The organism is Chitinophaga rhizosphaerae (assembly GCF_003958645.1).
GTDB classification, from domain to species: domain Bacteria; phylum Bacteroidota; class Bacteroidia; order Chitinophagales; family Chitinophagaceae; genus Chitinophaga; species Chitinophaga rhizosphaerae.
The window spans coordinates 825421-847058 of record NZ_RXLO01000001.1; the positions used below are offsets into that span (position 1 = coordinate 825421).

Consider the following 21638-nt stretch of genomic DNA (forward strand, 5'->3'; position numbering starts at 1 on the left):
TAATCAGCGGATGAGGGTCACCGTTCCCCGGCGACTGAATTTCCGCCCCGTATAATCCGTTCCTTCCACGATCCAGACGTAGGTGCCTGCAGACGCGGGGCTGCCGTTCACTTCCCCGTTCCAGTAATCGGACAGCGATTTCGATTCCCAAATGATCTTGCCCCAACGGTCCCACACCCTGAAAAACGACAACTGTGTAACGCCCGGCGCGATGACGCGGAAACGGTCGTTCACCCCATCGTTATTCGGCGTAAACCCGGTGGGGACGTAGAATTCCGGGCCGGTATACACCTTCACCATCAGTTCGTCTTCCTGCACACAACCTTCCGGCGAGCGGACGGTCAGCCGGTACAATTGGTCCCTATCCGGAACGGCAATGGTTGCCGGCGACGAAGGATCGCTGAGGCCGGTGCCGGGCCACCAGCGGTATTGCAGGTTGTCGCCGACCGCCGTAGCGTGCAGTTGCAGCGGCTGTCCGCGGGAAACGACCGTGTCGCGGCCGGCATCCAGCCCGATGTCCGTCACTTTCGCTTCCAGGGCGATGGGATTTGCGGCGCATCCGTCATCGGAAATGGCGTGCGCGGTTACGGCGTAGGTGCCCCGTTCCGGAAAGCGGTAGCCCGTATTTTGCCGATGAATGGTTTCTTTTTCATCGATATGCCAATACCAGTCGGCAATGTTGACGGCCGGTGTGCGATTGGCGGCCCGCAGAATGGTCGGCTCCCCGATGCAGGCGTGCGCTGCCGTAGCGGAGATTTCCGGTGTGGGGTAAATGGTAATATCTTTCGTGACAACGTCGCCACAACCTTCTTCGGACGTGGCTTCCAGGGTTACGGAATACGTTCCGGGCGCGGAATGGGGCGCTACCGGGTGTTGCGCGGTGCTGGTTTTGCCGCCGCCAAAATCCCAGCGCCATTTGCCGAGGGTGCCTACTTCCAACGTGGAGGTGTTTTTCAGTTGCAGCGGGGTGCCGGTGCAGAGGGTGTCGTGCCCGAAATCCGCTTCGGGATAGGATCCGATCGTCACGGTATTTTTCAAGGTATCGGAAATGCATCCGCTATTGTCTTCTATCACCATCTTCACTTCATATTTCCCTGCTGCGGGATAGAGATGCGGCTGCGGAAGCGGATCGCCGAGCTTGGTGCCGTCACCCAAATCCCAATACCAGCGCGTAATGGATCCGAACGAGCTGGAATTATCGAGAAAGGTAACGGGCGTGCCGTCGCAGAAAATTTGTCCACCGCTGAACTGGAATTTCGGGCGAAGCGCCGCGCAGAATTGCTGCAGGTTGGAAGCGCCTGCGGTGGCGGCGGCAAATCCCCAATACACCATCGGGTCGTTGCCGAAAACTTCGCCCACCAAATCTTTCACGACAGACTGGCGGAGCTGCCCGTCCACCCAAACATCCAGCTGATGCGCCGTTGCGTTCCACCGGATGCGGAATAGATGCCACTGGCAATCTTCGATATTATCTTTCCCGGCCAGCAATTGCGTAGGCCCGGCGATGTTTTCCGGCGCCGCGTGGTGAGACACGCCGTTGATCTGGATGGAAAGATGATCGAACGCGGGATCGTTTTCGTCGGCATTATGCCAGGTATCGACGAGGATGCCCACCGAAGGGGAAATCCCTTTGAAACCCAATCCCTGCCCGTTACCGCCGAGATTCGTGCCTTTGGTCTGCAATACGAAGCCCATCCCGTCTGCCCCTGCCTGATCCTTACATCCCAGATAGATCTCGAACGTATAATCGAAAGACTGCAGCAGGCTGACTTTGTTTTTATTCCACACCGAGCCGCTGGATTGCAGCTGGTCGGGCGTGAGCACATAGCAGTTGCAGCTCTGCTGCGTAGCGGAGCCGTTGAGGATGTAAGGCTGCTGTGCAGACTGTGCCGATGCTGCGATCCACGAAAATAGCAGACAGGAAATAAGGCTGTTGGCGCGCTTCATGACGATTGCTGGGCGATATCCGGACAAGATAGGTAAAAAACAGGCGGGATGGGGCGATGTGCGGGATAATCCGGGATATTTTACTGGTTTAGGTAATGTGAGCTGCCTGATTGCCCCGAAAAAGTCTAAATTAGCACCTCCAAGAAACGTGCATATGGAATGGAAGAACGGCACCACCTACCAGGCGGCCGCTAATGTAGCCGGGACGATCGAGCAGCATTTTTTGCGGCACCTGGACGAAGCCCGGGCGCAGCAAGACGAAGAAGGACTGGCGAGCGTGCCCACGGCCCGGCAAATCGAACAGATCATCGACGTGGCCTTCTGGGCCAGTTTACGGAAAGAGGAAGGCCTCCCAACCCGCATCTCGATCGCATTTCTGCAACCCGCGGAAGCAGGCAAGCCCCTGCTGTTCGAGCACCGGCTGCCCTATTCGCCCAAAGTGCTGGCCAAGCTCGCGCCCGGCGTGGAGCGCGCCGGCGTGCATGTGGGCGTGTGGGAAGAGAACGGGGAGATGGTGATCTGGGGCACTACCCTCACCCTGCCGAAATACTGCTTCGTGCTGGACGTGTCCGAACCGGGGCTCCTGGTGGTGAAGCACCGCCGTGCGGCCGGGCTCGGCAAGTTCATCAACGTGGCCGTGCTGCAGGGCGATTCGGTGAAAGTGGTCAACGAAAAGTGCGGCATCCGGACCGATTGCCCGAACATGCTTACTTCGCTCCTGGGTATCCACGCCTCGCCGCTGTGGAACCACCCGGTGAACGTACTGATACAGATCGCCGTGTCCATGCGGGCGCACCGCCGCGGAGGGACCCTCCTCGTGACGCCGCACCAGCACGATAAATGGAAAGAATCCATCGTGCAGCCGCTCACCTATCCCGTGTCTCCCGCCTTCGGCGGCGTGGCCGACCTTATCCGGCAAGACGGCGAGCCTACCAGCGAAATCTACTGGCAAAACGCGCTCCGCCGCGAAGTTGCCTACGTGACGGGGCTCACGGCGGTAGACGGCGCCACCGTCATCAACGACCGCCACGAACTGCTCGCCTTCGGCACCAAGATCACCCGGGCCGCCAGCTCCCAACCCGTCGAAGAAATACTGCTCACCGAGCCCGTTACCGACCGCCAGCCTCTCCTCATGCACCCTTCCCGCCTCGGCGGCACCCGGCACCTCTCCGCCGCGCAGTTCGTATTCGACCAGCGCGATGCGCAGGCGCTGGTAGCCTCGCAAGACGGATATTTCACCGTTTTTTCCTGGTCGCCCGACTCACAGATCGTCATGGCGCACCGGATAGACGTATTACTGATCTGACCATCTATCATATCCCGATTTCACCATTATGTCACAACAAACGATCGATAGCCTCCGCGAGGCGTTGAAATTTTCGCCAGACAATGTGCCGCTCCGGCTCCATCTCGCCGAAACCCTCCTGCAAATGGACCGGTTCGACGAAGCCGAGCAGGAATTCCGCGAAGCCCTCGCCAAAGCTCCCGGCGACAAGGCGCTGATCGGCCTGGCCAGGGTATACTATCGCAAGGGCGCTTACGCCACCTGCAATGTTATCCTGGAAGACCTCATGCGCACACAACCCGATAACCTGGACGTGCTCCTGCTCTATACCCGCTCCCTGCTGAAGGAAAACGATATGGATGCCGCCATCCGCACCTATCAGCAACTGCTGGACATCCATCCCGAATTCTCCGATCCGGAACTCGACAGCCAGTTGCGCGTCCGCAGTTATACGAACGATATGGGTGGCGACGATGATGAATATGACGAAGAAAACCTCACGATGTTCATGCAAAAACCCGACATCACGTTTGCGGACGTGAGCGGGATGGAACATGTGAAGAAGGAAATCGATGTCAAGATCATCCGCCCCATGCAGCATCCCGAACTGTACAAGGCTTACGGGAAAAAGACGGGCGGCAGCATTCTGCTGTACGGCCCCCCGGGATGCGGCAAAACCATGATCGCCAAGGCTACGGCCGGACAGGTGAACGCGCGGTTCATCAACGTGGGGCTCAACGAGATCCTCGACATGTACCTCGGCAACAGCGAAAAAAACCTGCACCGTATTTTCGAATACGCGCGCGACAATACGCCCTGCGTGCTTTTCTTCGACGAGATAGACGCCATCGGCGCCAACCGGAACGATATGAAGCAATCCGCCGGCCGGCAGCTCATCAACCAGTTTTTACAGGAGCTGGATGGTGTGGAATACGACAATTCCGGCATCCTGATCCTGGGCGCCACCAATACGCCCTGGCATATGGACCCCGCGTTCCGCAGGCCGGGCCGGTTCGACAGGATGATTTTCGTTCCCCCGCCGGACCAACCCGCGCGCACGGCCATGCTGCAAAAGAAATTGCAGAGCAAACCGGTGGACCAGGTGGATTATGAAGCCGTCAGCAAACAGATCCCCGAGTACTCGGGCGCCGATATCGAAGCGGTGATCGATATGGCGGTGGAAGCGAAACTGGAAGAATCCTTCAAAGACGGCATCCCGCAACCCATCCGCACCAAAGACCTGCTGGCAGCGGCCAAGCGCCACCGGGCCAGTACGCGGGAATGGTTTTCCGTAGCCAAGAACTTTGCCCTGTATGCCAACGAAGCAGGGCTGTACGACGACATCCTCCTGTACCTGAAAAACATGAAATGACATGGATCACAACATGATCGAACGCGCTGTATACCTCATGCAGCACCGAAAATACCGCGAAGCGGAAACCGCCATCCAGCAAACGCTGGCCCGATATCCCATGGACACCAACGCCCTGGGACTGCTGGCCGAAGTGAAAATCCAGCTGGACCAGCACGACGAAGCCCTCCAGATCGTGAACGATACCATCGGCCTCGACCCGGCAGACGACAGGCTGTATTACCAGCGCGCGCGCATCCACCTCAATAACGAAAATTACAACGCCGCCGAAGCCGACCTGCGCGAAGCCATCCGCCTCGATCCGCAGGAAGCGGGATATTTCGCTACGTACGCCCTGCTGCTCAACCAGCGCAAGAAATTCTCCGAAGCGCTGGCCATGGCCGAACAGGGCCTGCAAATCGACCCCGAGAACATTTATGCCATCAACGCCCGCAGCACGGCGCTCCTGAAACTGAACCGCAAGGAAGAATCGTTCGAGGGCATGGAAAACGCTTTCCGCCACGATCCCGAGAACGCCTACACGCACGCCAACTACGGCTGGGGCCTCCTCGAAAAAGGCGATTCCAAAAAAGCGCTGGAACATTTCCGCGAAGCGTTGCGCATCGATCCGTCCATGCAAATGGCGCAGGCCGGTATGGTGGAAGCATTGAAGGGCCGTTACCTCGTGTACCGCCTTTTCCTGAAGTACGCTTTCTTCATGGCCAAACTCAGCGAAAAATTCCAATGGGCGTTCATTATCGGGCTGTACCTCGCCACCAGGTTCCTCAGCGGCATGTCTACGGCCAGGCCCGAGCTCGCGCCTTACCTCATGCCCGTGGTATACCTCCTCATCGCGTTCGCCTTTACGACCTGGGTGATGGAACCGGTCAGCAACCTGTTCCTCCGGTTCAACAAATACGGCAAATATATGCTCGACGATAAGGAAATCAGCGCTTCCAACTGGGTGGCGGTGAGCCTTGGCGTGGCCGTTGCGGGCATCATCGGCATGTTGGCCACAGGCGGCGGTGCGGGATGGCTCGTGATGATCTACGCGGGCATTTCGTACATGATCCCCCTCAGCGTGCGCAACCGTACCTTCAAGCAGCAATTATTGATGCAGGTGTATATTTACGGACTTGGCGCGCTGGCGATCGCCGCTATCGCAACGGGCTTTATGACCGGGAAACCTTTCTCCACCTGGTCGATGATCTACCTTTTCGGGTTCATCGCTTTCCAGTGGGTGGTGAATTTCATGACGATCCGGAGAAACAACCGATAACATTCCTTTTGAAAGCGATTCGTTCTATAGCCCGCGGCACAAAGTGCCGCGGGCTTTTTCCTTCCCGCGACAATTTCCTCCCCTCCTGCCGTTATCCCGCCAACCATTTTATTTCCCGTTGCAGCGCGGTATCTTGGGGATCATGAAAACATGCTTAGCCTGGCTGCTGGGAGCGCTCCTGCTCTCCGGTACCGCCACCGCGCAGGATACCCTTTTCCGCTTCGCGCTCGTCACCGATACGCACGTAGGTACGGAAACCGGGCTGGAAGACCTGGAGCGCACCATCCGCGACCTCAACCAGCTTCCCGGGATCGATTTCGTGATTTTTTCGGGGGATATAACCGAATTCGGGTCGGATGCGGAACTGAAGATCGCCAAACAGGCCATCGATAAACTTGGGAAACCCTGGCACGTCATCCCCGGCAACCACGATACCAAATGGTCCGAAAGCGGATGCAATTCCTTCCGCACCGTGTTCGGCAGCGAAACCTTCCTGTTCGACCATAAAGGCTACCGCTTCATCGGCACCAACAGCGGCCCCAACATGCGCATGGGCCCGGGACAGGTGCCGCGGGAAAACATGGTCTGGCTCCGCAAAACCCTCGACCGCACGCCCGCTTCCATACCTATCGTCTACATCAACCATTACCCGCTCGACGAAGGGCTCAACAACTGGCTGGATGTGTACGGCATGCTCCGCGAAAAGAACGTACAGCTCATGCTTTGCGGCCATGGACACGCCAACCGGACCTACACCCGCACCGCCATCCCCAACGTGATGTGCCGCTCCAACCTCCGCGCCAAAGACAGCGTGGGCGGATACAACCTCGTGACCGTTCGCCGCGATTCCGTGCTCTTCGCCGAAAGGCGCCCCTCCGTGCAAACGCTCACCGCCTGGCACCGCATGCCCCTGGTAACGGGAGGTGCGGACAAGTATCCGCCGATCGCGGATAATGCGGCCAAACGCGTCAACGACTCGTTCCCGAACGTGAAAATCAAATGGCAGATACAGGAAAACGGGGACATGGGCAGCGCCGTGGCCATCGCCGGCGGGAAAGTCATTTACACCACCACGAACGGCGATATCAAAGCCGCCGACCTGCAAACCGGCAAACTCCGCTGGCGTTACAAAGCCGGCGGTAAAATATATGCCACGCCGCTCGTCCACGCCGGGAAAGTGATCGTTCCCTGTTCCGACGGCAAAGTGTACTGCCTCCAGCTATCGAACGGCAGGCGTGCATGGATACGGGAAACCGGCATGGCGATCGTTTCATCGCCCGCGCGGGCGGGCAACCTGGCCATTATTGCAGGATCGGACGGGTATTGCCGCGCATGGGACATCGCCACGGGCGAAATCGCCTGGGAGCGCCCCGGTATCAAGGGCTTCGCGGAAATGCGGCCGCTCGTGTACGGCAACAAAGTGTTGTTCGGGACCTGGGGCAACCGGTTTTACGCGCTCGACGCACAAACGGGAGATTCCCTCTGGCAATGGTCCAACGGCGCCGCCAACCGGATGTTCTCCCCCGCCGCCGTATGGCCCGTAGCCACCCGCAACCGCGCGTGGATCGTGTCGCCGGACAGGTTCATGACCGTCGTCGATACCGAAAACGGCCAGCAAATCTGGCGGTTCCGCGACGATGCGCAATGGGTCCGCGAATCGATCGGGATGTCGGAAGACAGTTCGCGCGTTTACGCCAAAACCATGCAGGGAAACATCCTCGCATTCGATGCAGGCGCAACCGAAAGGAAAGTAGTTTGGCAATCGCCTGTGCAACTGGGATATGAGATTTGCCCCACCCCCATCGCAGAAAAAGATGGTGTGGTTTTCATCGCCGGACAATCGGGCCTGGTTTGCGCTATCTCGGCGACGGATGGTGCTTTGCGCTGGAAGCACCAGTTCTCCAACTGCCTCGTCAACACCGTACAGCCCCTCGCCGGCAATCGCGTGCTCGCGTCTTCCATGGACGGGAAGCTCGTTTGCCTCGAAGTAACGCCATAAATCTTTTCAAACGGGAATCATCCAGAACATCGAAAGCCGGCGGGGACTACCTGACCGGCTTTCCCTTTCGGGATCAGCTCACGGCCTCGAACGGCTCCGGGTACAACACCTGCCCGGCTTTACCGGCCAGCGCGCCCGGCGTCAGTTCCTGGGCCATGAACACATCGTCCGGCACATCATACGCCGTACGGATACCGAATTTCGACGCCGGCACAAATCCGAAGCGCGGATAATACTCCGCATGGCCGAGCACGACCACCGAGCCGAAACCCAGCGCCCGCGCCTCCTGCAAAGCATGACGGACCATCTGCCCGCCTATGCCGAGCCCGTGCAACGCCGTCGTAACCGCCATGGGCGCCAGCGCCAGCGATTCGTACATTTTGCCGTCGTCTCCCAGCAAAGGCAGCCGCGTCAGCAGAATATACCCCACAAGATGCTCGCCGGCCAACGCCACGATGGATAATTCCGGAATGAACCACTCCGTTCCGCGCAGTTCGTCGATCAACCGGCTTTCCCCTTCCTGGCCGAATACCAGGGAATTCAATTCGAAGATGGCCTTTCGGTCGGCCGCAGTTTCTGGTCTGATAGTAAGTTTCATGTGTTGTGCAGGGTTAACAATCTACATTTTGATATATGCCCCAAATGTAATGGGATTATCGCTTACATCCATCAAAAAACGAGCCGGGGCACGCATGAATTTCTCAAAAATAAATGCGCGGACTTTCGCCCGCGCACCCGTCATGACTGACGCTATCCTATAAACCCTGGTATTGCATTCCATTGGGATGTTTCACGGTGTAGGTAAGCCGGAGGACTTTCGATTCGCCGGGCTTCATATCCAGCTCCCAGGTAAGTTCCCCGGTTTCGGCATTTTTCTCCGCACCGGAGGCTTCGGTCAGTTCCACTTCCACGTTTTTGTCGGTAGACACGGGATACTGATCTTTCAACTGCAGCCTGATCGCTTCCTGCTTCCCGTTGCGCACCCTGATTTCGTAGGTAAACGTTTTGCGGACGGAGCTGCCGATCATTTTAGTACCACTCGTCTGCGCCATGAGCTCCCTGCGTACCACCACCTGCCGGTCGCGGCCGAGGCTCACTTTCAGCGTATCTTCCGTAGCCTGCGGATCGATCATCGTTTTGCCGGCGTAAAGGTTGCCGATCATGATGTTTGCTTCTCCGGGCAATAAATTGAAGGCCGCGAAATCTTTCACGTTGGCCACGAGGAACGCGTCCTGGTCGAGTTTCGGAACGGAATAGTAGGTGTACGCGGACGGCATGTCCATTTCCTTCAGTACCACCGAATGGTTTTCGCCATTACCGGCGATGTCATAAGGAATATCGATGTCGAAGCTCGCGCTGGTCTGGTGTTGCACGATGTTGGCCGGAACGGCGGAAACAGGCGGCGGAGGCGCGGGGGCCATTTTCGCTTTCGCGGAATAGCGCTCCATCGAATCTTCGCTCTTCGCATAACCTACTACCACCACTTCACTCAAACCGGCCACTCTACCGGATAATGCGTGCTGTATTTCCGGGTACAGGAACCAGGTGCTCAGCTCCGGCGCTGTACCTGCGCTGGAAGGATTGCCTGTATTGAGCGTTAGTTTTACATTTTTCCAATCGAGACCGGTGTTTTGATGCACGTTCGCCTTGTAAATGAGTTTCAGGGGTTTGGCGATGGATTCGAGCTTCAGGTCGTAATGCGTTTCCCAGCCTGCGTTGGGGGTGACGTAACGGATTTCCATCGTACCGTTCACTTCCGCGGGCGTGGTGAGCTGCAGCGCGATCTGGCCGCCGGCGGCTTCGGGGTTTTCGTTCATCTCCCTGAGCTGCTGTTCTATCCGCGCGACGAGCTGCAGCTGCTTCGTTTCCTTTTCCACCAATCCATAAATACTGTTGCGCAGCTCGATCTGCTTGGCAGTATAATATTCCGCCAGTTTGGTCAGTTCGGCCACCGTGGCGTCTTTACCTCCCAGCGACTGGTTCTTGTCCAGCAACGCGAGGGTACCTTCCTGCGCCGTGCGCACATTCCGGATCCTGGACAGGGATAATTTCACGGATTCGAGGCTGTCTTTCAACATCCGGAAACCCGGCTTTTCCTCGATCACCGGCAGAAAATTCCGGCCGAAAGTGGCGCTCATGACGGTGACGCCGCCCGGAGCGCTTACCTGGATGCTGCTTTGGTCGATATTGCCCGCCACTTTCGTGATGATCACTTTACTGACACCTTTGGGTACCGACACACGTGCCGAATGCACCATTTCCGCGCCATTGCCATAAACCGTCACCGATTTGAGGGCGGCGGGAGAAAACTGTTGCGCGCCGGCGTTCAGCGCCATCAACGTTACCAACCCGAAAATTGTGGATCCTTTTATCATAGCCGTGCTTTTTTACCTTCCGGATGCGGTATTTTCCCCTTTTCCATAAATGAAATGTTAAAAAATCCCAAAAGGCGTTGCAACATGATTTTTGTCATAATCGGGGGAAGCGTTCGGTGGTACTTTTGCCCTACACCAAAACGAACAGCATGAAGCGCATATTTCCGACTTTATCTGCCGCCCTGTTAGGTGTTGCGCTCAGCCTTCCGGCGATGGCGCAAACCGGTAAAACCGGTCTCTATCTCTCGGCAGACGATTTTGCAGCCGGAAAGGTGAGCTACGGGGCCGCCCATCACAAGATCAGGCCCAACGTACCCTTTCAGCACGGCAAAGTAAAAGTGGTGCATGGCGATCGGGCCATGATGCTCGAAAAAGGCCATTTGTACGGCTACCGCGATAAAAAACAGCAGGATTTCAGGTTTGTTGGGAACGACGCCTACAAAATCATCGACACGAAAGGTTTTCCGATATATAGCAGGGATGTGGAAGTGACGAAAGGCAAAGGCCGTGTGAAGGAAACGAAATTCTATTTCAGCGCCGGGCCCGGCGGCGAAGTGAAAGAACTGACCGTCGGCAATCTCAAACAGGCATTCCCCGCTAACGGGAAATTCCACCAGCTGCTCGACATGCAGTTCCGCAGCAACGAAGAACTGGCGCGGTACGACGAGTTTTCAAAAATGTTTAAACTAAAGACGATATATAACGAAACGATTTAATCAAAGAATCAACAGCAAGTAAGTGTGAGCGAAAGGAATCGTGTGAGTGTTTTCAGTAGAGGATTAAAAGACCGGCTTGATGCCGGTCTTTTGCTTTTTACATGAACGGAGATACAACCCGGTCCCGTTTTGTGTATTTTGGCTCCCCTAACCCGGAAACACATCACACATTGCGACGAATAATTCCATGTTTATTGAGCTGCATATTCGCGCTCCATGCGGCGGCACAGAAGAAAAACGATAATTACCGGCTGAAGATGCGTAAAGCTTCTTCCGCTATCAAAATAGACGGCATCGTAGACGAGCCCGCCTGGCAAAATGCGGACTCCGCGTCCGACTTCTTCATGATCCTGCCGATGGACACGAGCTTCGCCAATGTGCGGACAGACGTGAAAATGACGTACGACGACAACCAGATCTATCTGCTGGTCATCAACTACAACGGCGCCCCGGGGCCGTATATGGTGGAAAGCCTCCGCCGCGACTGGTCTTTCCTCAAAAACGATAACTTCCTCATGTTCCTCGACCCGTTCGACGACCAGACCAATGGCTTCGCATTCGGCTCCAACGCCGCCGGCGCGCAGTGGGACGGGCTCATGTACGACGGCGGGAAAGTGGACCTCAGTTGGGAGAACAAATGGACGTCCGTTGTAAAGAATTACCCGGACAAATGGGTGTTCGAAGCGTCCATCCCGTTCAAAACCATCCGGTACAGGAAGGGCATCCGGCAATGGGGGATCAATTTCGGGCGGAACGATCTGAAAACCACCGAAAAAAGCAGTTGGGCCCCGGTGCCCAGGCAGTTCCCGTCCGCCTCGCTCGCCTATACCGGCGTGCTGGACTGGGATACCGTTCCCCCGAAAGCAGGGCCCAATATTTCGCTCATCCCTTACGTACTGGGCGGCCTCAACAAAGACCATATTTCCGGCAATCCCACCAAATGGCGGAGAGACGCCGGGCTGGACGCCAAGATCGCCGTCACCTCGTCCCTCAACCTCGACCTGACCGTGAACCCCGACTTCTCGCAGGTGGACGTTGACAAGCAGGTGACGAACCTCGACCGCTTCGAGCTGTTCTTTCCCGAGCGGCGCCAGTTCTTCCTCGAAAACGGCGACCAGTTCACCAATTTCGGGTACAGCACGCTCCGCCCGTTTTTTTCGCGGCGCATCGGGCTGGGCGCGCCCATTCACTTCGGCGCGCGCCTCAGCGGCAAGCTGAACCGCAACTGGCGACTGGGCGTAATGAACATGCAAACGGGGAAACAGTCGGCCACGGCGCAGCCCACGCAGAATTTCACCGTTGCCGCGTTGCAACGCAGGGTATTTTCACGGTCTAACGTAGGTGTACTGCTCATCAACAAGGAATCGATCAATTACGATCCGGCCGATGTAAAGCCCGGAGATCCCGTCTATTCCCGCTACAACCGCAACTTCGGGATGGAATACAACCTCGCTTCCGCCAATAACTTCTGGACGGGAAAGGCGCTGGTGCTCAAATCCTTCTCGCCGGGGCTCAGCAGCCGCGACTGGGCGCATGCCGGCAACCTGCAATACACGAGCAAAAACTGGAGCATCGGCTGGCAACACGAATACGTCGGCAAGCATTACAAAGCGGAAGTAGGATACGTGCCGCGGACAGGCTACATCAGGATAGCGCCAACCGCTACCCGCCTGTTTTTCCCGAAATCGGGCGCATTGCTCAGCCACGGGCCGCAGCTCACGTCCACCAACTTCTTCACCGAAAAAATGGAACGTACAGACAATGAAGTGATGCTGAACTACGGGATGGTCTGGCGCGCGAGAAACACCCTGAACGTCTGGGCCAGCACCACTTACATCCAGCTGCTGCAACCGTTCGACCCGCTGAACCTGGGAAAAGACAGTCTGCAGGCCTTCAGCAAACACAGTTGGAATACCGTGGGCGCGGATTACGTGTCCAAACCGCAGCGCCTCCTCACCTACGCCCTCAGCGCCCGGTATGGCGGTTATTACGCCAACGGGAAACGATTCACGGCCACGGGAGAACTGGGCTACCGTTTCCAGCCGTACGTGAGCATCGCCATGAGCGCGAATTACAACCGCCTGAGCCTGCCGCAGCCCTGGGGCGATAATGGTTTCTGGCTCGTAGGCCCGCGGCTCGACGTAACCATGACCAACACGCTCTTCTTCACGGGATTTGTGCAGTACAACGAGCAAATGAAGAACATGAACCTGAACACCCGGCTGCAATGGCGCTACCGCCCGGCGTCCGACCTGTTCATCGTCTATACCGACAATTACCTGCCCGAGCCTTTCTACGTAAAAAACCGGGCGCTGGTGCTTAAACTCGTGTACTGGCTGAACCTCTAGCCAAAAAGAAACCGGGTGCGCCATCGCGCCCCGGCTTTCGTTACCATTTATCGAACTTACTAAACACGCTTGTTTGCAGGCGTTACCACACGTACGTGCCCACCGCTCCGGCCGGCAGTTCCGTGGTCACCTGTTTGCCCTTGTACCGGATGTTGAACGACTGTGCATTGCCGCCGCCGTTGAGCACGATAAGCACTTTTTTGCCTTCCGGCGTGCGGAAAGCCACGTTTTGCAACGATCCCGATTGTGCGGAAGCGATGCGCACCGATCCGGGGCGCACGAATTTGGACGCATGGGCGATGATGTAAAACGCCACATTCTTCGTGTAATCGTTTCCGATAGTGACGGCACCCAGGCAGGTAGTGCATCCGCCGGGAGTGTGGGGCTTATAATCGGCCGTGGCGGCGAGGTTCCATTCCAGCACATTGCGGCTCCAGTTGCGGGGTGCGCCAATGATGAGGTTCGCCACGTGCCATTTCAGGTCTTCCCCGAAATTACCGGGCCCTCCCACCCATTGTTCCGTAAAATAAATATGCTTGTCGGGGAAAGCGTTGTGCAGCTCCGTAAGCGCGGAAATAGGACCGCCGTAAAGGTGGAACGCGGAACCGTCGGTAAATTGCGCCGCCTTCGCGTCTTGCAGCACCGTTGCCGGATAATCGGGCCGGTCGGCATTGTGGTCGTAGCAGATGATCTTCGTGGAAATGCCCGCCGCACGGAATGCAGGGCCGAGATGGTTGCCGATGAAATCCGCCTGTTCGGGCGCCAGCATCTCCAGGCTGGGATTGTTGCCCGGGTGCAGCGGTTCGTTTTGCGGCGTGATGGCGTCGATGGGAATGCCTTCGGCCTGCATCGCCTTCACATATTTCACGAAATACTGCGCATAGGCCGCGTAATATTCCGGTTTTAGTTTTCCTCCCTTGAAATTGCCGTTCGTTTTCATCCACACCGGTGGCGACCAGGGAGAACCGAGGATTTTAATGGCGGGATTGATGGCTAATATGCGCTTCAGCACCGGGATGAGATCGGTTTTCTCCGTTTGGACGGAAAAGTTCGCCAGCGTGGGATCGGTTTGCCCGTCGGGCATGTCGTCGTAACTGAAAGTAGTGGCGCTCAGGTCGGATGCACCGATGCTGATCCGGAGGTAGCTCACGCCGATGTGTGTACTGTCCCAACGGAACAATTCGTCCAGCAGCGCGGCTTTCCGGGATTCAGGCAATTGGTTGATGAGTGTGGCGCTGCCACCGGTGAGCGTATATCCGAACCCGTCTATCCCCTGGAAAGTCTGCGATTCGTCTACCGCGATATTGGGCCATGGGTTCAATTGGTCGCTGAAGTTGAGGATAACGTCCTGCTTTTTGAACAGGGCAGACCTGTCGCCTTTCGTGAGCCAGAAAGCCACGTCAGACGGACCTTTCGGCCCCGGCGGCGGATCTGCAGGCCCGGGCCCGTCGCTTCCCTTGCAACTGAAAACGCAGCAAACGAAGCCCAGTACGAGTGTCTTTATCGGAAAATTCATTTGTCGATCATTTTATAGGCGCGTACGTAATCGATTTCCATGGTGGCGGGAAAAACGGCATCGTCTATCCCCTGCTGCCCGCCCCAATTTCCGCCCACGGCGATGTTGAGGAGGAAATGGAATTTTTTGTCGAACGGCCAGGTTTTGTAGCCTTTGCTTTCGTTGGTAAAAGTGAACAGCAGCGACCCGTCGATATATCCGCGGATAGCGTAGGGCGTCCAGTCTACCCGGTATACATGGAATTCCCCGATCGCCTTATCGACCGTTGTGGTAGCCGTTTTCTGGGTGCCGATGGCGTGATTGTAAGCTTCGGTATGCACGCTCATATGTACCCGGTTGGGATCGTAGCCCACGTGTTCCATGATATCGATTTCGCCTGATTTCGGCCAATCCCCATACGCCCAGTCTGTGGGCAACATCCAGATGGCTGGCCAGGTTCCCTTGCCCGCGGGCAGTTTCGCCCTGATCTCGAACCTGCCGTACAGGAAATCGCCGCGGCCTTTGGAAACGAGCCGTGCGGAAGTGTAGTCCCGGTTGTCCATCTTTTCTTTCCGGGCTATGACCGACAGCATTCCGTTGGCCACCTGTGCGTTGGCGGGTTTGTCGGTATAATATTGCAGTTCGTTGTTGCCCCAGCCGCCGCCACCCAGGTCGTAAGTCCATTTCGCGGGATCGGGCAGGCCGTTGTAATCGAATTCGTCGGCCCAAACGGACGTGGCTTCGAATTGCCAGTCTTTATCGACGGGCGCCGGCGGAGAGAAAGGCGGTGGCGCGGGATCGTTGTTTTTGCCACCGCAGGCGAGCATTTGCAGGCCGATCAGCATAACCGGCAGAAAGTGGATCGTTTTCATAACGTTTCGGTAAAAACCGGGACCGGCATACCGGCCCCGGATGGGTTTTACTATTGTTCTTCGAGGAATTGCACATCGTCCATCTGGATGCCGCCGGTGCCGAGGGTGCCCCCGCTGCTGCCGGCTTTGATCACAAGATACACTGTTCCGTCTTTATCGAATTTGATGGTGCCGGTATTGGCGCCGTCGCTGGAGCAGCTGAGCGCGGTGAGATTGCCTTCGAACGCCACTTTCCCGCAACCGGCCCAGGTATTGAGCGATACGAGCTTGAAGGCCGCATAATCATTGCCCTGCACGGGTTGTGCGGTTCCGATGATCACTTCGAACCAGGTGTTCGTAGCGCCGCTGCCTTTCACTTTTCCGGCGAAGGTATATTCCACGTCCTTTTTTACCGTTACGGCCTGGTAGATGGCGCCGTTGGAGTTGCCCGTGTTCGAGAATACCAGTTTTCCGCCGGTGAACCGGATGGCCGTCTGGTCGCCGCCGGTGTTGAGGATGGTCCAGTGCGCGTCTGCGCCGGTTTCCATGTCACTGCCTTTGAGGATATTGATCCGGCGGATCCCTTCCATCGTCATTTTTTTGGATGCCGTGGCGGAGCCTCCTTTCCCGAAAGCCCTGAGCGAGATCACGTATTCTCCCGCTTCGGGGAAAGTGAGCGTGTCCCGGGAACGGGTGCCGATAGGGTTGGCGGCCACACCGTTATACCAAAGCCACCGGAACGCGCCGGGCGTGGTGCTTTCCACGATGATTTTGTGCGGTTTGTCGGGCATGGGCGTGGCGGTGAAAGAAACCTCGGGCAAAGGCCCCAGTTCCGCATCGCCGGCGTCTGGCGAGCAGGCGGCCATCAACATGGCGGCAGCCGCGATATATGGTATGCGTTTCATGTGGTCATGTTTTGTAATGAAGGATTATTTCGAGCCGCCCCATTCCTTGTTCTGCTCCATTTTCGTGCTTTGCAGGTCGTTGAACGGGATCGGGAACACGTAGTGCTTCTTTTCGTCGAACCCGCGCGCTTTCAGTACCACTTCGGCCTGTTTGGTCCGCAGCAGGTCGAAGAAGCGGTGCCCTTCGCCGGCCAGTTCCTTCCTTCTTTCCCCGAAAATATTGTCGATGGTAGCCTCTACCGGCGGCAGCCCCACCCGGCCGCGCACGGCATTGAGGAGCGCATACGCGCGTGATCCCGCGCCGCCGCCCTGGCCTTGTCGCACGAGGGCTTCGGCTTCCAGGAGGTAGGTATCCGCCAATCGCATATCGTAAATATTCTGCGGAAAATTGAGCTCCGGGATACCGCTGGGAACGCGGTTAGAGGCGCGCCCGGCGAATTTTTCGAGGAAGTACCCGGTATCGTCGTGCCCCGGGGAATACGATGCCTTCCCCGCCGCCACGAGCGCTTTCAGATCGGCGATGGTATAGGGGAACCGGGGATCGTCTTTCATCACGGCGTACAATTCTTTCGTCACCGTCAAAAAGCTCCAGCCCGACACATAATCCGGCGCATCAGCGGTTTTGGCCGTATAGCTCCTGGGGCCGGTCATGATGTTGAGGACGTTGCCTTCCGTGCAGGCCACGCAATCCCAGGTGCCCTGCGACGTGTTGGTATACGAAATCTCGAAGATCGATTCTTCGTTGAACTTGAACTGCGGCGTGGATTTGAAGAGGTCGCCGAAGTTGGTGAGGAGTTTGTAGCCGTAGGTCGGGTTGGCCATGCCGGGCGTAGCGTTCACGAGCGCCAGTTCCGCAGCGGCCGCGGCCCATTTTTCCTGGTAGATGTAAACCTTTCCGAGCAAGGCATGCGCCGCGCCTTTGGTGACACGCGCTTTTTCCTCTCCCGGCGGAATGCGGTCGGGCAGCCGGGCTTCGCCGATGGCTTCTTTCAGGTCTTTTTCGATCTGCGCCCAGACTTCTGCCGGAGCGGCCTGTGTGGCTTCGAACATCTGGTTGATTTCGACGGGCTTCACGAACAGGGGGATGTTTTTGAACATCCGTACCAAATCGAAATAAAAGTACGCCCGGAGGAATTTACACTCCGCCGCGAAGCGCGCTTTCTTCGCCTCGTCCATGGGAATGGCGGGCAGTTTTTCGAGGAGTTTGTTGGCGCGGAAAATCCCGGAGAAGCCTTTGCGCCAAAGGTCGTTGTGCGGCCCGATCTCGGGCGTCAGTTCCCAACGGGTCATCACCTGCAGATCGTTCACGTCGCTGGCGCCGCCGCCACCGGCAAAATGGTCGTCGGATGCGGCGTTGGCCATGCCCGTGCGGGTCACGTATCCCCCGCCCTGCCATCCTACCACGTCGTACACCGCTACCAGGCCTTTGAAGGCTTCCGTTTCGTTTTTGTAAAAATTCTGTTCGAGGTCGGTGCCGCGCAATTCGGGCTCCAGCCAGGAATCGGCGCAGGAACTAACCGTTAAACCGGCCGCCAGCGCACATATGATGGGAAAATATCTCGATTTCATGTGTGGATCTTCTTTTGCGATTAATAGGTAAAGTTCAGTCCGACCATAAACGTCCGCGCCTGCGGATAAATGCCCCGGTCGATGCTCAGGATGCCGCCACCGATCTCGGGATCGTAGCCGGTATATTTCGTGAAAGTGAGCAGGTTCTCGCTCATTACATGCACCCGTACCCTTTCGAAACCAGCTTTCTTCACGAGTTGGGAAGGCAGGGTATAACCGAGCTGGAGGATTTTGATGCGGAAGTAATCACCGTCTTCGAGGTAGAACTGCGAGCCGCGCGAATAGTTGTCGTTATCGTCGGTGAACGTCATCCGGGGGTGGGTGTCCGATGTGCCTTGGCCGTGCCAGCGGTTGAGGGATTTCTGCTGCCAGTTGGCGGTCAGGATATCGAGCCGGCGCAGGCCCTGGAAGATCTGGTTGCCGGCGGCGCCCTGTCCGAATATGACGAGATCGAAACCCTTGTATGCCGCGTTGATCGTCATCCCGTACGTCCAGTTGGGCGTGGGGTTGCCGATGTAATCGCGGTCGTCGTCGTTGATCTGTCCGTCGCCGTTGTTATCTTTCCACTTGAAATCGCCCGGCTTCGCTTTCGGCTGTATCTTCTGTCCGTCCTTATTGACATACGCGTCTATCTCCGCCTGGTCCTGGAAAATGCCCAGGTGTTCGAACATGTAGAACGCGTTGAACGGACGGCCGATTTCGGCGCGGGTGATGTTGCCCATATTCTGGAACGATGCGGAACCGAGGTAAAGGAACTGCCGGTTTTCACCGAGATAGGTCACTTTGTTTTTCATGTAGCTCACGTTGCCGCTGAGGTTCAGGTCGAGATCGCCGAGCTCCTGGTTGTACTGCAGTTCCAGTTCCACACCGGCGTTCTCCATGGAGCCGATGTTGGCGTTGGGATCGCTGACGGATCCCACGTACCAGGGCAGCCTGCGCTGCATGAGGATGTCTTTGGTATTTTTCCTGAACCAGTCGAACTGTACGTTCAGTTTTTTGAAGAGATACGCTTCGAAACCGATATTGGTCTGATGGGTTTCTTCCCATTTCAGGTCGGGGTTTGCGGGTGCGTTGGGACTGGAACCTTCTGCACTGGCCGGCAGGGAGCCGATGGTGTAGTTTCTGCCGCTGCCCACGGTGGGGAGATAGGAGAAATCGCCGATGGCATCGCTGCCCACAACACCGTAACCACCGCGGAATTTGAGCAGGTCTACCACATCGTTCTGCGGCCAGAAGCTTTCCCGGCTGGGCACCCATCCGAGCGAGAACGAGGGGAAAATACCGTATTTGTTGTTGGCGCCGAAACGGGAGGAGCCATCGCGGCGGATGATCCCTTCCAGCATATACCTTTCATCGTAATTGTAATTCAACCGCGCGAAGATGGACGACACGAGGTGATCGATCCCTTCGCTGCCGTCTGCCCGGCGCTTATCCTTGGCCACTTTGTAGTTGAAGGAAGCCTCATCGAAAGTAGTGGCCGGCACATCGTCGAAGAAAATCTCCGAGCTCCGCACGCCTCCTTCCTTGTAGGCGCCCTGGCCCACGAGTACCGTTCCCGTGTGCAGCCCTATTTCCCGGGTATAGGCAAGCGTGTTCTCGATGTTCCAGAAGAAGACGTTGTTGATGCCGCGGTTGAAGATGGCGATGGTTTGACTGGTGGACGAATTGAGCAGGAATTTGGGTGTAAACGCTTCGTGCCCGTAGAACGCCAGTTTGGACCCTACGGAAGAGCGCGCCTTCAATCCCTTCACCGGTTCCGCCTCGAGGTAGACATTGCCCACGATGTTATGGCTCCAGTTGTAATTGCCGAGGCGGGTAGACATGTACGCCAGCGGATTGGTCATTTCCTGCGTTACACTCGTCGAAATGCCGTAAGGCTGGCCCAGTGCGTTCCTGCGGACGAACGGGTGATTATACGGTTCCGCGTACATCTTCGCCGGGTCGGTTTCCACGACGGGCGTGATGGGATCGAGGTTGATGGCGGAACTGAGGGGGCCGCCGAATTCGGAATTGGTGTTCCCCAGCCCCACCGATTTATCGTAGGAATACCCGATGTTCTCCCCGAAAGTAAGCCATGGCGTTACTTTGTACGTGGAATTGAGGCGGGCGTTGAAACGTTTGTAGTTGGAGATATCGCTGGCCACGATGCCTTCCTGCGAGAGGTAGCCGAAAGATGTGTAGAACGTTGATTTCTCGCTGCCGCCGCTGATGCTCAGCTCATGGTTCTGGCGAACGGCGCTGTTGTTGAAGATGGTCGACTGCCAGTCTGATCCCTTTCCCAACGCCGCGGGGTCCGCGTATTTCGGCGCGGCGCCGTCGTTCACGTTCGCTTCGTTCACCATGGTGGCGTACTCCCGCGCGTCCATGAGATCGAGCTTGCGGGCGGGCCTCGAAACGCCGTAATAGCCGTTGTAATTGATCTGCAGCTTGCCGGCCTTCCCTTTTTTAGTGGTGATGAGGATTACGCCGGCGGCCGCGCGGGCGCCGTAGATGGCCTGCGACGCGGCGTCTTTCAGCACCTGGATGGATTCGATGTCGTTTTGATTGAGGAACCCGATCCCGCCGTTATCCACTACCACACCATCTACCACCCAAAGCGGGTTATTATTATTGAACGTCGTAAGGCCGCGGATGCGCACCGTGGCCGCGGAGCCCGGCTGTCCGGAATTGGAGGCGATGATCACCCCGGATGTGCGGCCCTGCAGCGCCTGCTCCACCCGGTTGATAGGCATGTTTTCCAGGTCTTTGGCGCGGACGGACGAGATCGCCCCCGTCACCACTGCTTTCTTCTGCGTACCATATCCCACCACCACCGTTTCCGTCAGGGAAGTTTCTGACAGGGCGAGCTGCACGTCGAGCGTTCCGCCGCTGGTACCGAGGGTGCGGGGCGTGTATCCCAGAATGCTGAAAACCAGTTGCCCGCTTTTGCCCGGCACGCGCAGGCTGTAGCGGCCGCTCCCGTCGGATGTGGTGCCCACGCTGGTGTTGAGGACGCGCACGGTTACCCCGGGCAGCGGCGCGCCTTTATCATCGGTAACGGTACCTGTCACGGGGAACGTAGTGTCTGCCGCCGTAACGGGAATGGTCATGGGGCGGATAACGATTTTCTGTCCCTCCACAACGTACCCCACGGGCTGGTTGAGCAACAGCAGGTTCATGGCCTGTTTTACCGGAACGTCCTTAATGTCGATCGTGACTTTGCTGGTGCCGGCGAGCAAACTTTCGTCGTACACGATCGACAGGCCCGACTGGCGTGATATTTCTTTCAACACCTTCTTTAAGGGCGCATTCCGCTCCTTGAGGGTGATCTGCTGAGACAAACCCTTGGCACTGATCTGTAAACAGGCTACCAGCAGGATAAAGGCGGTGAGTTTCATAACAATGCAGAATTTACCGAAGCGTTCCTTCCATGGTCTGTACCCCGGGATAACGTGGAATGCGGGATATACAGCGCGAACGAGCCGGACAAAGGAAGCTCCGCCGCTAAAGTTAAATTTCATACTTTTGCAGTGTTTGGG

Annotated in this window: 14 protein-coding genes; 6 read left to right on the forward strand and 8 right to left on the reverse strand. The window is 57.1% G+C overall.

Translation table 11 applies throughout. The features are described from left to right. Window positions 1-3: 3 nt before the first annotated feature. Complete coding sequence (locus tag EJ361_RS03350) at window positions 4-1947, reverse strand: lectin-like domain-containing protein (protein ID WP_126243917.1); 1944 nt, start codon at window positions 1945-1947, stop codon at window positions 4-6. 154 nt (window positions 1948-2101) lie between these two features. Here EJ361_RS03350 and EJ361_RS03355 point away from each other — a divergent pair, with 154 nt between their 5' ends. The 4 genes from EJ361_RS03355 to EJ361_RS03370 all read left to right on the forward strand — a co-directional run bounded on the left by EJ361_RS03355 (window position 2102) and on the right by EJ361_RS03370 (window position 7861). After that, window positions 2102-3253, forward strand: coding sequence for a putative sensor domain DACNV-containing protein (locus tag EJ361_RS03355; RefSeq protein ID WP_126243918.1), 1152 nt, complete (start codon window positions 2102-2104; stop codon window positions 3251-3253). Between the two features lie 28 nt (window positions 3254-3281). After that, complete coding sequence (locus EJ361_RS03360; RefSeq protein ID WP_205686914.1) at window positions 3282-4604, forward strand: ATP-binding protein; 1323 nt, start codon at window positions 3282-3284, stop codon at window positions 4602-4604. Between the two features lies 1 nt (window position 4605). Continuing rightward, entirely contained in the window at window positions 4606-5862 is a 1257-nt protein-coding gene (locus EJ361_RS03365; protein WP_126243920.1) for a tetratricopeptide repeat protein, read from the forward strand. Window positions 5863-6004: 142 nt separating this feature from the next. Continuing rightward, on the forward strand, window positions 6005-7861 hold the full coding sequence (locus tag EJ361_RS03370; protein ID WP_126243921.1) for an outer membrane protein assembly factor BamB family protein: 1857 nt from the start codon (window positions 6005-6007) through the stop codon (window positions 7859-7861). Between the two features lie 73 nt (window positions 7862-7934). Here EJ361_RS03370 and EJ361_RS03375 read toward each other — a convergent pair whose 3' ends face one another. Both EJ361_RS03375 and EJ361_RS03380 read right to left on the reverse strand, forming a co-directional pair. Then, on the reverse strand, window positions 7935-8459 hold the full coding sequence (locus tag EJ361_RS03375; RefSeq protein WP_126243922.1) for a GNAT family N-acetyltransferase: 525 nt from the start codon (window positions 8457-8459) through the stop codon (window positions 7935-7937). A 157-nt stretch (window positions 8460-8616) separates the two neighbouring features. Next, window positions 8617-10236, reverse strand: a complete 1620-nt coding sequence (locus tag EJ361_RS03380) for a DUF4139 domain-containing protein (protein WP_126243923.1) — start codon at window positions 10234-10236, stop codon at window positions 8617-8619. Window positions 10237-10385: 149 nt separating this feature from the next. Between EJ361_RS03380 and EJ361_RS03385 the strand changes: the two genes are divergently transcribed. Further along, window positions 10386-10952 (forward strand): hypothetical protein, encoded by a 567-nt coding sequence (locus tag EJ361_RS03385; protein ID WP_126243924.1) that lies wholly within the window; start codon window positions 10386-10388, stop codon window positions 10950-10952. Between the two features lie 194 nt (window positions 10953-11146). Next, window positions 11147-13300: a DUF5916 domain-containing protein gene (locus EJ361_RS03390; protein ID WP_240646533.1), complete on the forward strand. Its 2154-nt coding sequence runs from the start codon at window positions 11147-11149 to the stop codon at window positions 13298-13300. An 82-nt stretch (window positions 13301-13382) separates the two neighbouring features. Here EJ361_RS03390 and EJ361_RS03395 read toward each other — a convergent pair whose 3' ends face one another. Genes EJ361_RS03395 through EJ361_RS03415 form a run of 5 tightly spaced genes read right to left on the reverse strand, consistent with a single transcriptional unit; the run spans window position 13383 to window position 21497 of the window. Then, complete coding sequence (locus EJ361_RS03395; RefSeq protein ID WP_126243926.1) at window positions 13383-14816, reverse strand: glycoside hydrolase family 30 protein; 1434 nt, start codon at window positions 14814-14816, stop codon at window positions 13383-13385. Beyond that, on the reverse strand, window positions 14813-15667 hold the full coding sequence (locus tag EJ361_RS03400) for a glycoside hydrolase family 16 protein (RefSeq protein WP_126243927.1): 855 nt from the start codon (window positions 15665-15667) through the stop codon (window positions 14813-14815). Before EJ361_RS03400 ends, EJ361_RS03395 begins: the two co-directional genes overlap by 4 nt. A gap of 50 nt (window positions 15668-15717) precedes the next feature. Further along, window positions 15718-16551, reverse strand: a complete 834-nt coding sequence (locus EJ361_RS03405; RefSeq protein WP_126243928.1) for a hypothetical protein — start codon at window positions 16549-16551, stop codon at window positions 15718-15720. 24 nt (window positions 16552-16575) lie between these two features. Then, window positions 16576-18120, reverse strand: a complete 1545-nt coding sequence (locus EJ361_RS03410; RefSeq protein ID WP_126243929.1) for a RagB/SusD family nutrient uptake outer membrane protein — start codon at window positions 18118-18120, stop codon at window positions 16576-16578. Window positions 18121-18140: 20 nt separating this feature from the next. Next, a complete protein-coding gene (locus EJ361_RS03415) occupies window positions 18141-21497 on the reverse strand; it encodes a TonB-dependent receptor (RefSeq protein ID WP_126243930.1) in 3357 nt (1118 codons plus the stop codon). Between the last annotated feature and the right edge of the window lie 141 nt (window positions 21498-21638).